The following is a 12,993-nucleotide window of genomic DNA, read 5'->3' on the forward strand; positions in this document are numbered from 1 at the left end:
CGAATACGGTCAATCATTCAACGTTGATGTCGACTGACACGCCGCTTTCGCCTCAGCCAGCCGCACCAATTCCTGTGTTGGTACGCACCCGTCCCTCAAGCCGACGCTTCAATCCCCGCGATTCAATCAACAGCTTCGACCCCTTGGCCGCATTCGCCCGACCCCATTCCTCCAGCAGCTCCAGACACGAGTGATCGATGTAGCTCAGGTTATTGAGCGGCACATGCACGGTCGTACCCTGCGCAATGCTGTCCAGCACCCGGGTCAGCGCCGGCACTTTGAGGAAGGTCGCCGCACCCACCAGGCGCAATTCCATTTGCCCTTCCTGAGGCAGGTCGATCAGGCTGATTTTCAATCGCGAAGCTTTCAGCGCCAGTTTCACCAGCGTCAGGCCGAAGCCAATCAACACGCCAGTCAGCAGGTCCGTGAAAACGATGGCCAGCGCAGTTGCCGCGTAAGTGAACATCGGCGCCCGGCCATACCGGCCCAAGCCACGAAAGACCTTGAGGTCCACCAGTTTGAAACCGGTGTACACCAGCACGCCCGCCAGGCTCGCTACCGGAATGCTTTGCAGGACACTGGACAGCAACAACACGAACACCAGCAGCCACAGGCCGTGGAAAATCGTCGAGTAACGGGTGGTGGCGCCTGCCTGGACGTTAGCCGAGCTGCGCACGATCACGCCCGTCATCGGCAGTGCGCCGAGCAGGCCGCAGAGCATGTTGCCGACACCTTGCGCCGAGAGTTCCCGATCGAAGTCCGAGCGCTGGCCGCTGTGCATCCGGTCTACTGCGGCAGCCGAGAGCAGGGTTTCGGCGCTGGCGATGAAGGCCACGGCAAAGGCGGCGATGAGCAGGGCAGGGTCTGCCAGATTGAGCAAATCTGCCGGTCGCATCCAATCAATGGCTTCAGCCAGATTGGCCGGCACTTCCACCCGCTTGACCTGCAACGACATGAGCAGACTGGCGGTAGTGGCAAGACCCACGCCGAGCAAGGCGCCCGGAATAAAGCGCAGGGAATGCGGGCGCAGTTTTTCCCATAGCCACATCACGGCGATGGTCGATAACCCGAGCAAACCGGCTTGCCAGCCAAGCGTGGGCAATGCCTGAGCCAGTACGGCCGGGAAGGCTGCCAGGTTATCCAGGCCCGAGGGTCTGGGCACGGCATCCAGCATCACATGCACCTGAGACAGGACGATCAGCACGCCGATCCCGGCCAGCATGCCGTACACCACCGCCGGCGCCGTCACCCGAAACCAGCAGCCCAGCTTCAAACGACCGGCCAACAGTTGCAGCAAACCCGCCAGCACCAGAATGGGCCCAAGCATGGCGATGCCGTGTTGGCGGACCAGTTCGAATACCAGAACCGCCAGGCCCGCCGCCGGGCCGCTGACTTGCAACGGCGAACCGGCCAACCAACCGACTACCAGACCACCGATGATGCCGGTGATCAGACCTTTGGCCGGGGGCAGTCCCGAGGCAATCGCAATGCCCATGCACAGGGGCAGGGCGACCAGAAACACAACCACCGAAGCCAGCAGCTCCCGTGGCAGAACAGCTTTGAGTCGAGCAGCACGCATGGTGAGTCTCCCGAAGTTTTCTTCAGGCATGGCAAAGCCAGGCTGCCTGAACGGCAGCCTCGGCTGAACCACACAACGATTTAGGGGGATTTAGAAGCGCGCTTTGGGCGTCGCCACGGGAATTGGCAGGCTGCCATTGAGCGGCAGGAAACAGCCTTTATCGGCGTCGTAGGCTTTGATTTCGCTGGTTTCGATGTTGTAGACCCAGCCGTGAATGAACAACTGACCGTTGGCCATACGCGAGGCCACCGACGGATGGGTGCGCAGATGCTGCAACTGGGCGATCACATTCTCTTCGGTGAGGATGTGCATGCTTTCGCTTTCGCTAGAGCAGTTGCAATTCTCCTGCACCATGGTCTTCGCCACTTCGGCATGCCGCAGCCAGGCTTTGACCGTGGGCATTTTTTCCAGACTGTCCGGGTTGAGCACCGCACGCATGGCGCCGCAATCGGAATGCCCGCAAATGATGATGTGATGAACCCCCAGAGCCAGCACGGCGTATTCGATGGCTGTGGAAACACCGCCGTTCATTTGCCCGTAAGGCGGCACGACGTTACCGACATTGCGCGTCACGAACAGATCGCCGGGGGAGCTCTGTGTAATCAATTCGGGAACGATGCGCGAATCGGCGCAAGCGATGAACATCGCTCGCGGCCGCTGGGCGGTGGCGAGTTTCTTGAAGAGTTCTTCCTGTTGCGGAAAGATCTCATGATGAAAATGCAAAAAGCCGTCAACGATATGCTGCAACGCTGCATCGGCGGTTTCCGCTTCGGGTTCGGGCGAAGCCGATGCAGCCAACGGCTGTTTATCCTTATCACTCATGATTCATCCTCATTGACGGGCTCAGGGAGCCATCCCGTGTTGTCCGGTGTGAAGCCAGTGGCTGGTTGAAAAACATCCAGGTCAAACAGCTCGACCCATCAGTCACTCGATGAACAAGTTAGCGGTTGAATCTTAATTGAAACTGAATGAAACGCTCTAGGACGTGTGTTCCAGGTCACAAAAAACGTGACCAGCCTAATGCGTGAGCGCGCTCCTCAGTACTCAACCATAGGCCAATTGTCCTCAAATCAACGACATCTGGCGACCCGGCGGACAAAAGGCGTCGCAATCCAGGTTAAAGCCTTCCCCTCGATTGAGCCCCAGGCGTTTGATGGTTTTGGCAAAGCGCTGCGCCAGCAGGTCGGCGAAGGGGCCTTCGCCGCGCATTCGAGCGCCAAAGCGGCTGTCGTAGAGTTCACCGCCACGGCTCTGGCGAATCAGGCTCAGCACATGTGCCGCCCGTTGCGGATAGTAGGCGCCCAGCCATTCTTCGAACAGCGGCGCCACTTCCAGCGGCAGGCGCAACATCATGTAAGCAGCGCTTTGCGCCCCGGCTACATGGGCCTCGGTGAGCAGGCTTTCGAGCTCACTGTCGTTGATCATCGGAATCATCGGTGAACACAGCACGCCCACCGGAATGCCTGCATCGCGCATGACCCTGATCGCCCGCAACCGGGCCTTGGGCGCTGCGGCGCGGGGTTCGAGGATGCGCTTGAGTTCGTCGTCCAGGGTGGTCAGGCTGATCATTACCGCCACCAGTCTTTGGCTGGCAAGCTCGGTCAGCAGGTCCAGGTCACGAAGAATCAGCGAGCCCTTGGTGACGATTGTCACCGGGTGCCGGTATCGCAGGAGTACCTCGAGGGTTTGCCGGGTGATCTTGTATTCACGCTCGATCGGCTGATACGGATCGGTGTTGGAACCGAGGTTGATCGGTGCGCATTGATAGCCACGCTTGGACAGCTGCTCCTCCAGCACATCCGTGGCGTTGGTCTTGGCGATCAGTTTTGTTTCGAAATCCAGCCCTGGTGACATGTCCCAATAGGCGTGACTGGGGCGTGCATAGCAATAAATGCAGCCGTGCTCGCAGCCGCGATAGGGATTGATCGAACGGTCGAAGGGCAAATCCGGCGATGTGTTACGGGTAATGATGGTTTTCGCCGTTTCAATGCGCACCTCGGTGCCCTGGGTGAGCGGTACTTCCTGGTACCAGCCGTCGTCCTCTGCCACCGAATGGCTGGGGGCGAAGCGGTTGTGCGGGTTGGTTGCGGTGCCGCGGCCTCGGGGAGGCAGAGAGCTAATCATCGGCGTACTCCTGTATCTGTATATCCATACAGTAACCGACGTCGCACCTGGCGACCAGTACCGCTCAGCCCTTCATTTGACAGTTGGGTTGTTGTCATGAACTTACTTGTTCAATAAACGAATAGAAAACTAAGGAAACATATAGTCAGTGGCTGGATTCAATACCCGCCCGTATATTCAACCCAACCAGCAACACCCTCAACAGCAAACAAATAAAAGGATTTATTAATGTCTTTCTTCAATCAGCGCGGCATCTTCCTGCAACTTATGCAACCAAGCCCTTCGGAGCCCGACACACTTGTTTCGTTGCAACTTGCTCGCAAGGAATCAAGTTGGGATGCGGAAAATGAACAACAAGTTGAAAAACTGGTCGACTCGGTTTTTTTCACGGCCACTTCTACAGACCTGGGTGATTCTTTCAGTATCAGGACTGTCGGAAAGGATGTAGACGGATACGGCGTCATTGGCGCATCGGACAAAGCCAAGCTGCAGGCGCTGGCCAAGGCCTACGCCAGTATCGTCAACCCTTGACTCCTGACCGTTGATTTCAGCTGTCAACGAGTCGTTTCGGATGCATGTGGACGACTGCATGCATTCAAGATAATCGCGAGGATAAAATGCCAATATTCACCAAGACAGGCGCTTTCTTGCAACGAATAGAAACATCAAGCGATGTACAAGTAATTATAAAACTAATAAGACCAAACAACTATTTCGACGCAGTAAATCAACCAAACCGCGATACCCTCACCCACGCACCAACTCTGACACTCCATGTAAACGATGACGGAAAAACAGTAAAGCTGGACTTTGACCCATGGTGTGACATCAATGTTAATTCAGACAGTAACATTGACGAAAAAGATATCGGCATCGTGACAGATCTCGCGCTCGCCTATTTTCATCAAACAATAATAACTTCTGAATTCGCAGGATATCTCTATCGCCTTCCTACTGACCCGCCCGAGTTTCGAATAGGCGTCGAGATATTGGAGTTTGATGAAGATGATGAAAAATTCTACAGCTACGATGTTTTCGAAACCGAGTCTCTGGATTCCGGCTCCCGGTTTCAAGGCGCGCGCCGTAACCCTCTGACAGGCCAGATTTATGACTACGGGACGGCCCTGGAGGCATTGCTCAAGGCATTCATCAAGATGGAACTGTAGGCTCGGTCAGGCGTAGCGACTTCCGGGCAGGGGCTTCACGATTCTTTGACGGTCCGCTCACAGGCCTTTGACCGCGCATGGCTGATTCTTGTCAGCATCTTCCCGTCCCTTTCTGAACGGTCGCTCAAGCATGCCTCTATCACGATTTTTATCTGCAATATGCCTGTCGCTGGTCGCACTCGTTAACCTGACACCGGCATTTGCTGACGACAGCACGATGCACCGTCCGGCAGACTGGGCTCAACCGATCGAGAAGCAATACAACCTCTTTCAAATGTCGCCAACTCTCTATCGCAGCGCCTTGCCGGACAAAGGGGCGGTGCCGCTGCTGGAAAAACTCAAGGTCGGGACGGTAATCAACTTCCTGCCTGAAGCGGACTCCAGTTGGTTGTCCACGCCGGGGATCACTCAAGTACAGCTGCCTTATCGCACCAACCACGTGGATGACGCCGATGTGCTCAAGGCCTTGCGCGCCATCAAGTCTGCCGAAGCCAAAGGCCCGGTGTTGATGCATTGCAAACACGGTTCCGACCGTACCGGCCTGATGGCGGCCATGTACCGGGTTGTCATCCAGGGCTGGACCAAGGAAGAGGCCCTTAACGAAATGACCCAGGGCGGCTTTGGCGACAGCACCCATTTCAAGGACGGAATTCGCTACATGATGCAGGCCGACGTGGAAAAACTGCGCACGGCCCTTGCCAATGGCGATTGCAGCACCAGCCCGTTCGCCGCGTGCTCGATGAAGAGCTGGTTCAAGTCCGCTCATATCGAATAAAAAGCCCCCGTTGCATTGCGCAACGGAGGCTTTTTTTCACTCAGTGCTGTTCGTCAGGCTTTTTCTTCAGTTTYGGGTTCGGGAAGAACTGAACCGCCTGAACCTTGGTGTCCGCTGGCTTCGGCGCAGTCGCATTGACCCGCGTACCTAGCTCCTTGGGCACCGACAGCCCTTGTTCATTGAGTGTGTCGGAGTAACCGCAGGCCACGCACTCTCGGTGCGGGACCAGGTCTTCGTTCCACATCATCAACTTGTCCGGCTCGCTGCATGCCGGGCAGACCGCCCCGGCGATAAAGCGTTTTTTCGTAATCACAGGTCCCTCACTCATGCTGCCGCGTCCTCACTCAGGCCGCTGTGGCGCAAGAGTGCGTCAATCGATGGCTCACGGCCACGGAAGTCGACGAACAGCACCATCGGCTCCTGGGAACCGCCACGCGCCAGGATCGCTTCGCGGAACGCACGACCGGTGTCGGCGTTGAGCACACCTTCTTCTTCAAACTTCGAGAACGCATCGGCCGACAGCACTTCAGCCCATTTGTAGCTGTAGTAACCCGCGGCATAACCGCCAGCGAAGATGTGCGCAAAGCTGTTGGGGAAGCGGTTGTAGGCCGGCGGACGCATGACCGAAACCTCGTCGCGCACACCTTCGAGCACTTGCAGCACGCTGCGGCCGTCGCCGTGGGTGGCGTGCAGCTCGAAGTCGAACAGCGAGAATTCCAGTTGGCGGACCATCATCAGGCCAGACTGGAAGTTTTTCGCCGCGAGCATTTTCCCGAGCAGGTCCTGAGGCAGTGGTTCGCCGGATTCATAGTGACCGGAAATCAGCGCCAGACCTTCCGGCTCCCAGCACCAGTTTTCCATGAACTGACTTGGCAGTTCGACCGCATCCCAGGCCACGCCGTTGATGCCGGACGCGCCAGCATGCTCGACGCGGGTCAGCAGGTGATGCAAGCCGTGACCGAACTCGTGGAACAGGGTGGTGACTTCGTCGTGGGTCAGCAGCGCAGGCTTGCCGCTGTCGGCCGGGGTGAAGTTGCACACCAGGTTCGCCACCGGACTTTGCAGTACACCGCCGGCGGTGCGGCGACGGTCGCGGGCGCCATCCATCCAGGCACCACCGCGCTTGTTGGCGCGGGCGTAGAGGTCGAAGAAAAAGCGGCCGACATGCTGGCCGTTTTCCTTGATTTCAAACAGGCGAACATCCGGGTGCCAGGTGTCGAAACCTTTGAGCTCGGCAATCTCGATGCCGTACAGACGCTGGACGATGGCGAACAGGCCGCTGAGCACCTTGTCGATCGGGAAGTAGGCGCGCAGGGCTTCCTGGGCAACGCTGTAACGCTGTTCACGGAGTTTTTCGCCGTAGAAACCGCTGTCCCAGCTTTGCAGATCCGGGCAGCCTTGCTCGGCTGCATAGGCCTTGAGCTGTTCCAGGTCCTGGGTGGCGAATGGCTTGCTGCGCTTGGCCAGGTCGCGCAGGAAACTCAGCACCTGATCGCTGGATTCGGCCATTTTGGTCGCCAGGCTCAGCTCGGAGAAACTGCTGAACCCCAAGAGTTTTGCCAGTTCCTGACGCAAGTCGAGGATCTCTTCCATGACCGGACCGTTGTCGTTCTGGCCGGCATTCGGCCCCTGGTCCGACGCACGGGTGCAGTACGCGGCATAGACCTCTTCACGCAGTGCGCGGTCCTGGGCGTAGGTCATCACCGCGTAATAGCTCGGGAATTCCAGGGTGATCAACCAGCCGTCCAGATCCTTGGCCTGAGCTGCGGCGGCCATTTGCGCCTTGGCCGAATCGGTCAGGCCGGCGAGGGCGGCTTCATCGGTGATGTGCTTGGTCCACGCCTGCGTGGCGTCGAGCAACTGGTTGGAGAAACGGCTGCCCAGCTCGGACAGCTTGCTCTGCACTTCGGCGTAACGCTTCTGCTCGGCTTCCGGCAGGTCGATACCCGACAGACGGAAGTCACGCAGGGAGTGTTCCAGGATAGTTTTCTGCGCCACGTCGAAACCGGCGGCTTGCGGGCTGCTGGCCAGGGCTTCGAAGGCCTGGAACAGTTCGCGGTTCTGGCCCAATTCGGTGGCATAGGCGCTCAACGCCGGCAGGCACGACTCGTAGGCTTCACGCAGTTCGGCGCTGTTGCACACGGCGTTGAGGTGACTGACCGGGCTCCAGGCGGCGCCCAGGCGGTCGTTGAGCTCATCCATCGCCAGCACCAGGCCAGCCCATGTTGGCTGTTTGGCCTGGGTCTTGAGGATCTCGACGATGGCGGCACGGTTGTCAGCCAGGATCTGTTCAATGGCCGGTTGTACGTGTTCGGCGCGGATGGCGGAGAACGGCGGCAGGTCGTACGACTGCAAAAGAGGGTTGTTCACGCTCACGGTTGATACCTTGGCTGGAGAAACATGCAGCCATCTTAATTACAATCGGCACTCACCGCAGCTATCAGCGACAGAGAGAAACCCTATCGTGAACCTTCGCAAGTATCAGAACCACACGCCGCTGCTTGGCAAAGGCGCTTTTGTCGACCGCTCGGCGGTGGTGATCGGCGACGTTGAAATCGGCGAAGACAGCTCGGTCTGGCCGCTGACGGTGATCCGTGGCGACATGCACCGCATACGCATCGGCGCGCGCACCAGCGTGCAGGATGGCTGCGTGTTGCACATCACCCACGCCGGGCCGTTCAACCCCGATGGCTTTCCGTTGCTGATCGGCGATGACGTGACCATCGCCCACAAGGTCATGCTGCATGGCTGTTCGGTGGGCAGCCGGGTTTTGATCGGCATGGGCAGCATCGTCATGGACGGCGCGGTGGTCGACGATGACGTGATCATCGGTGCCGGCAGCCTGGTGCCACCGGGCAAGCACCTGCAAAGCGGCTTCCTGTATGTGGGCAGCCCGGTGAAGCAGATCCGTCCGCTGACTGACAAGGAGCGTGCCTTTTTCACCTACAGCGCGGCGAACTACGTGAAGCTCAAGGACCTGCATCTGGCCGAAGGTTACGACCAGCTTTGACCCAGCCTCCTTATTCAGGATTCAACATGCATTACCAAACCGTTTTGTTCGACCTCGATGGCACCCTGACCGACCCGCGCGAGGGCATCACCCGTTCTATCCAGTTCGCTTTAAGCAAACTGGGTATCGATGAACCGGACCTGACCAAACTCGAACACTTCATCGGCCCTCCGCTGTTGCAGGCGTTCATGCAGTTCTACGACTTCGACGAAGCCCGCGCCTGGGAAGCGGTGAATTTCTACCGCGAGCGATTCAAGGTCACCGGCCTCTACGAAAACCGCGTGTTCGATGGCGTCACACCACTGCTGGAAACGCTGGTCGGACAAGGGCGACAGCTGTACATCGCCACTTCGAAGCCGTGGGTGTTCGCCCGGGAGATCGCCCGGCATTTCGATTTTGCCAGGCACTTCAAAGTGATTTACGGCAGTGAACTGGATGGCACCCGGACCAACAAAATCGAGCTGATCGCACACCTGATGGCCGAAGAAGGCCTGGACCCGGCCAACACCCTGATGATCGGCGACCGCAAGCACGACCTGATCGGCGCACGCAGCAATGGACTGGATGCGGCGGCGGTGGGTTACGGGTTCGGCAGCCACGAAGAATTGAGCGCCGAAGCGCCGGCGTATCACTTTGAAACGCTGGAAGAGCTGCATCGGGCGTTTTTGCGCTGATACGACGTCTCCCTGTAGGAGCGAGCCTGCTCGCGATGGTCGTGAACGATAACGCTGGAAGCCTGACGCCCCGCGGCGCTCTCAGGTTTTTCGCGAGCAAGCTCGCTCCTACAAAGGAATTGCGCAGGCCTTCAAGGCCGAGGTGGCGGGACGAGTTTCTGTCCTTGCTCAACCGCCCAGTTCACCACCTGCGCGGTCAACTGATCGTTCGCCTGACCAAACCCGGCCACCACCGCCGGGACCTGCACATCGCTGAGTGGCTGGCGCACTTCAAAGCGACGGCTGGCGAGGATTCGCTGGTCGTAGCTGCGCACCAGCAACGCATCCAGACGCACCACCGCGCTGGCATTCGTACCTTGGTATTCAGTCTGAAACGCCTGCAGGCTGCCGCCCAATTCAAGATCGGTCTGGAAAATGCTGTCATCGGTGCTCAATAGCGGCACCCGCCCGTCATGCTGAAAACCGTCCAGCAGGCGATTGCGCACCAGCACCGGCGCCGGGTCGCTCCAGCGTGAACCCTTGTAGTGGCTGATCACATCGCCCTGAGGAATCACTGCAATGTTCGGACTGTTCAACACTTCGCTGGACTGGAATTTGCTCAGGCGCAGCGACCAGCGCTGCGGCGTGCCGTGGCTGGCCGATGCGCTCTGGGCCGACGGCAATCGATAGACTTCGAAGGGCTCGGGCTTGGGCAGGATCGAGCACGAACTGATCAGTGTGAAGCCAGCGAGGAGGGCAATCCGAGTCAGCTTCATGGCGTGAATTCCTTGGTCTTTTCACTGCCCAGCAGGTAACCGCTGGGGTTGGCCTCCAGACGTTTGGTAATGACGCGCAACGAGGACAGGGTTTCGCGCATCTCGCGCACGGCCGGGCCCAGGCCATTGAGGCCTTGCATGCCGCTGTTGAGCGAGTCCTGATTGGCGGTTATCAATTTGTTGAGGGTGGCGCTGCTTTCCTGCAGCGACTTCATCGCCTGCTCGGCGCTGCCCAGCGTCTCCTTGCCATGCTCATTGAGCAGCCCGTTGGCATTGCGCATCAGCGCCGTGGTCTGTTCCAGCATGTTGTTGGCCTGTTTGCCGACCGAGGCCAGTTGCTGCATGGCCTGACGGATATCGCCGCGCTGCTCGGCAATGGTCCCGGTGGTTTGCTCCAGATGCTCCAGGGTGTTGCTGATGCGCTCGATGTTTTCCGTGGAGAACATCAGGTTGGCGTTTTGCATCAGGATGTTCACGCCGGACATCAGGTCGTTGCTGTCATTGAGCAGGCGGGCGATGGGCGAGGGCGATGCGACGATGGTCGGCAGGTTGCCGTCCTTGCCCTTGAGTGTCGGGCTCTGTGGCGTGCCGCCGCTGAGCTGGATGATCGAGGTCCCGGTGACACCGGTCAGGGCCAGCTTGGCATTGGTGTCTTCCTTGACCGGGGTATCGCCAGCCAGGCGAATTCGCGCCAGCACCCGGCGCGGGTCTTTGGGGTCCAGGCGCAGTGAGATCACGTCGCCGACCTTGATCCCGCTGTACTGCACCGAACTGCCCTTGGACAAACCGCTGACCGCCTCGTTGAAAACAACCTCGTAGTCCTTGAACTCGGTGTCGACACTGGACTTGGCCAGCCACAGGCCAAACAGCAGCGCGGCCGTCACCACAATCACGGTGAACAGGCCAATCAATACATGATGGGCTCGGGTTTCCATGTCAGACCTCTTTGAGCTGTTGGGCGGCCGTCAATGCCGCGCGGCCGCGAGGGCCATGGAAGTATTCGTGAATCCACGCATCGTCGGTTTCCGACACCTTGTCGATGGCGTCCGCCACCAGCACTTTTTTCTGCGCCAGCACTGCCACCCGGTCGGTGATGGTGTAGAGCGTGTCGAGATCGTGAGTCACCAGAAAGACACTCAGGCCCAGGGCATCGCGCAGGGTCAGGATCAATTGGTCGAACGCGGCGGCGCCAATCGGATCGAGACCGGCGGTGGGTTCGTCGAGAAACAGGATGTCCGGGTCCAGTGCCAATGCCCGGGCCAGTGCGGCACGCTTGATCATGCCGCCGGACAGCGACGAGGGGTACTTCTCCGCCGCCGACAGTGGCAATCCGGCCAGGGCCATTTTCACCGCCGCCAGGTGCTCGGCGTCGTTGCGGCTCAATCCGGCGTGTTCGATCAGCGGCAGGGCGACGTTYTCGGTCACCGTCAGCGAAGAGAACAGCGCGCCTTTCTGGAACAGCACACCAAAGCGTCGCTCCACCAGCGAGCGCTCGTGCTCGGACAAGGTCGGCAGGTTTTTCCCGAAGACTTTCACCACGCCTTCACTGGGTTCGCGCAACCCGACAATGCTGCGCAGCAACACCGATTTGCCACTGCCAGAGCCGCCGACCACGGCGAGGATCTCCCCCTTGTACAAGTCCAGGTCGAGGTTCTCGTGCACGCTCTGGCTTCCAAAGCGGTTGCACAATCCACGCACTTCAATCACCGCCTCGGAGGGCGCTCGGGGGATACGACTCACCAGCCCATCTCCATGAAAAACATCGCGGCTATCGCATCCATCACGATCACCACGAAAATCGACTGCACCACGCTCGACGTGGTGTGGGCACCGACGGACTCGGCGCTGCCGCTGACCTTGAAGCCTTCGAGGCAACCAATCGCGGCGATGAGGAAGGCGAAAACCGGCGCTTTGACGATCCCCACCAGAAAGTGCTGAACGCCGATGTCGGTTTGCAGCAGCGATATGAACATCGCCGGAGAGATATCCAGCGCCACGGCGCAGACCACGCCACCGCCGATAATCCCCGACAGCATCGCCAGGAAGGTCAGCATCGGCAGGGCGATCAGCAACGCCAGGACCCGCGGCACCACCAGCAACTCCACGGGGTCGAGGCCCAGGGTGCGAATGGCGTCGATTTCTTCGTTGGCTTTCATCGAACCGATTTGCGCCGTGAACGCACTGGCGGTGCGCCCGGCCATCAGGATCGCGGTCAGCAGCACACCAAATTCGCGCAGGAAGGCGAATCCCACCAGGTCCACGGTAAAGACTGTGGCACCGAAAGTCGCCAGCACCGTCGACCCGAGAAATGCCACGACGGCGCCCACTAGAAAGGTCAGCAGGGCAACGATTGGGGCGGCATCGAGGCCGGTCTGTTCGATGTGCGCGATCATTGGTGTGACGCGCCAGCGTTTGGGCCGGAACAGGCCGCGGACGATGGTTTCGATGATCAGGCCGACGAAACCCAGCAGTTGCAGGGTGTCCTGCCAGACGGCGTCCACCGCGCGGCCAATGCGGGTCAGCAACTGAATGGATACGCTGACTTCCGGTTCCTTGATCGGTACGCAGAAGTCGGTCAACGAGCAGTAGACGGTTTGCAGCAACGCCCGGTCGGCGGTGGAGAGCGTGCAATCCGGATGTTCGGCGGAGCGGCCGAGGCGCTCGGAGCCGAGCAGCTCGACCAGTAGCGAGGCACCAGCGGTGTCGAGGGTGCCCAGTCCGTTGAGGTCGATGGGGGTGTTGGCATCGTACTGGCCATGGAGTTTTTCGCTCAACAGCTTGAGTTCAGCGTAATGGGCAAGCGTCCAGTCGCCCGTCACCCGCAACCGCGCAGGGGTAATCGACGTATCTAATCTGGCGTTGCCGGCCATCGTGCTGCTGATCATAAGCTCCGTGCTTGTTCAGTGATTA

The 12,993-nt window shown here is 59.3% G+C and carries 14 protein-coding genes and 1 pseudogene; 6 read left to right on the top strand and 9 right to left on the bottom strand.

Annotated features, from left to right (window positions below):
* Nucleotides 1–52: 52 nt before the first annotated feature.
* The 3 genes from AB4Z35_RS19020 to AB4Z35_RS19030 form a co-directional block, all read right to left on the bottom strand.
* Complete coding sequence (locus AB4Z35_RS19020) at nt 53–1,579, bottom strand: SulP family inorganic anion transporter (RefSeq protein ID WP_442098643.1); 1,527 nt, start codon at nt 1,577–1,579, stop codon at nt 53–55.
* 90 nt (nt 1,580–1,669) lie between these two features.
* On the bottom strand, nt 1,670–2,401 hold the full coding sequence (locus AB4Z35_RS19025) for a carbonic anhydrase (RefSeq protein WP_008002240.1): 732 nt from the start codon (nt 2,399–2,401) through the stop codon (nt 1,670–1,672).
* 243 nt (nt 2,402–2,644) lie between these two features.
* A complete protein-coding gene (locus AB4Z35_RS19030; RefSeq protein ID WP_442098645.1) occupies nt 2,645–3,703 on the bottom strand; it encodes a PA0069 family radical SAM protein in 1,059 nt (352 codons plus the stop codon).
* A gap of 228 nt (nt 3,704–3,931) precedes the next feature.
* Here AB4Z35_RS19030 and AB4Z35_RS19035 point away from each other — a divergent pair, with 228 nt between their 5' ends.
* From AB4Z35_RS19035 to AB4Z35_RS19045, 3 genes are all read left to right on the top strand, one after another.
* Nucleotides 3,932–4,234 (top strand): hypothetical protein, encoded by a 303-nt coding sequence (locus tag AB4Z35_RS19035; protein ID WP_442098647.1) that lies wholly within the window; start codon nt 3,932–3,934, stop codon nt 4,232–4,234.
* Nucleotides 4,235–4,320: 86 nt separating this feature from the next.
* Nucleotides 4,321–4,869, top strand: a complete 549-nt coding sequence (locus AB4Z35_RS19040) for a hypothetical protein (RefSeq protein WP_442098648.1) — start codon at nt 4,321–4,323, stop codon at nt 4,867–4,869.
* A gap of 130 nt (nt 4,870–4,999) precedes the next feature.
* Nucleotides 5,000–5,644, top strand: a complete 645-nt coding sequence (locus AB4Z35_RS19045; RefSeq protein ID WP_033052651.1) for a dual specificity protein phosphatase family protein — start codon at nt 5,000–5,002, stop codon at nt 5,642–5,644.
* Nucleotides 5,645–5,684: 40 nt separating this feature from the next.
* Here AB4Z35_RS19045 and AB4Z35_RS19050 read toward each other — a convergent pair whose 3' ends face one another.
* Nucleotides 5,685–5,972 (bottom strand): YheV family putative zinc ribbon protein, encoded by a 288-nt coding sequence (locus tag AB4Z35_RS19050; protein WP_442098650.1) that lies wholly within the window; start codon nt 5,970–5,972, stop codon nt 5,685–5,687.
* Complete coding sequence (prlC, locus tag AB4Z35_RS19055; protein WP_442098652.1) at nt 5,969–8,020, bottom strand: oligopeptidase A; 2,052 nt, start codon at nt 8,018–8,020, stop codon at nt 5,969–5,971. Before prlC ends, AB4Z35_RS19050 begins: the two co-directional genes overlap by 4 nt.
* Nucleotides 8,021–8,108: 88 nt before the next feature.
* Between prlC and AB4Z35_RS19060 the strand changes: the two genes are divergently transcribed.
* The 3 genes and pseudogenes from AB4Z35_RS19060 to AB4Z35_RS19070 all read left to right on the top strand — a co-directional run.
* On the top strand, nt 8,109–8,654 hold the full coding sequence (locus tag AB4Z35_RS19060) for a gamma carbonic anhydrase family protein (RefSeq protein ID WP_442098654.1): 546 nt from the start codon (nt 8,109–8,111) through the stop codon (nt 8,652–8,654).
* A 26-nt stretch (nt 8,655–8,680) separates the two neighbouring features.
* Nucleotides 8,681–9,328 carry an HAD family hydrolase gene (locus AB4Z35_RS19065; protein WP_442098656.1) on the top strand — a complete coding sequence of 216 codons (648 nt, stop codon included), beginning with the start codon at nt 8,681–8,683 and terminating at the stop codon, nt 9,326–9,328.
* A gap of 35 nt (nt 9,329–9,363) precedes the next feature.
* A pseudogene (locus AB4Z35_RS19070) lies at nt 9,364–9,441 on the top strand (outer membrane lipoprotein carrier protein LolA); the annotation flags it as partial.
* Between the two features lie 18 nt (nt 9,442–9,459).
* Here the strand turns inward: AB4Z35_RS19070 and AB4Z35_RS19075 are convergent.
* Genes AB4Z35_RS19075 through AB4Z35_RS19090 form a run of 4 tightly spaced genes read right to left on the bottom strand, consistent with a single transcriptional unit; the run spans nt 9,460 to nt 12,968 of the window.
* Complete coding sequence (locus tag AB4Z35_RS19075) at nt 9,460–10,083, bottom strand: ABC-type transport auxiliary lipoprotein family protein (protein WP_442098658.1); 624 nt, start codon at nt 10,081–10,083, stop codon at nt 9,460–9,462.
* Nucleotides 10,080–11,018, bottom strand: a complete 939-nt coding sequence (locus AB4Z35_RS19080; protein WP_442098659.1) for an MlaD family protein — start codon at nt 11,016–11,018, stop codon at nt 10,080–10,082. The genes AB4Z35_RS19075 and AB4Z35_RS19080 overlap by 4 nt, the downstream gene beginning before the upstream one ends.
* A gap of 1 nt (nt 11,019) precedes the next feature.
* Complete coding sequence (locus AB4Z35_RS19085; protein WP_442098661.1) at nt 11,020–11,823, bottom strand: ABC transporter ATP-binding protein; 804 nt, start codon at nt 11,821–11,823, stop codon at nt 11,020–11,022.
* Nucleotides 11,820–12,968 (bottom strand): MlaE family lipid ABC transporter permease subunit, encoded by a 1,149-nt coding sequence (locus AB4Z35_RS19090; protein ID WP_442098663.1) that lies wholly within the window; start codon nt 12,966–12,968, stop codon nt 11,820–11,822. Before AB4Z35_RS19090 ends, AB4Z35_RS19085 begins: the two co-directional genes overlap by 4 nt.
* Between the last annotated feature and the right edge of the window lie 25 nt (nt 12,969–12,993).

The sequence above is a fragment of the Pseudomonas sp. KB_15 genome (assembly GCF_052114525.1).
Classification (GTDB): domain Bacteria; phylum Pseudomonadota; class Gammaproteobacteria; order Pseudomonadales; family Pseudomonadaceae; genus Aquipseudomonas.

Coding starts and splice junctions, on each gene's coding strand:
- AB4Z35_RS19035 (WP_442098647.1), top strand. CDS start 3,932: ATGTCTTTCTTCAATCAGCGCGGCATCTTCCTGCAACTTATGCAACCA.
- AB4Z35_RS19090 (WP_442098663.1), bottom strand. CDS start 12,968: ATGATCAGCAGCACGATGGCCGGCAACGCCAGATTAGATACGTCGATT.
- AB4Z35_RS19045 (WP_033052651.1), top strand. CDS start 5,000: ATGCCTCTATCACGATTTTTATCTGCAATATGCCTGTCGCTGGTCGCA.
- AB4Z35_RS19075 (WP_442098658.1), bottom strand. CDS start 10,083: ATGAAGCTGACTCGGATTGCCCTCCTCGCTGGCTTCACACTGATCAGT.
- AB4Z35_RS19065 (WP_442098656.1), top strand. CDS start 8,681: ATGCATTACCAAACCGTTTTGTTCGACCTCGATGGCACCCTGACCGAC.
- AB4Z35_RS19080 (WP_442098659.1), bottom strand. CDS start 11,018: ATGGAAACCCGAGCCCATCATGTATTGATTGGCCTGTTCACCGTGATT.
- AB4Z35_RS19025 (WP_008002240.1), bottom strand. CDS start 2,401: ATGAGTGATAAGGATAAACAGCCGTTGGCTGCATCGGCTTCGCCCGAA.
- AB4Z35_RS19030 (WP_442098645.1), bottom strand. CDS start 3,703: ATGATTAGCTCTCTGCCTCCCCGAGGCCGCGGCACCGCAACCAACCCG.
- AB4Z35_RS19040 (WP_442098648.1), top strand. CDS start 4,321: ATGCCAATATTCACCAAGACAGGCGCTTTCTTGCAACGAATAGAAACA.
- AB4Z35_RS19020 (WP_442098643.1), bottom strand. CDS start 1,579: ATGCGTGCTGCTCGACTCAAAGCTGTTCTGCCACGGGAGCTGCTGGCT.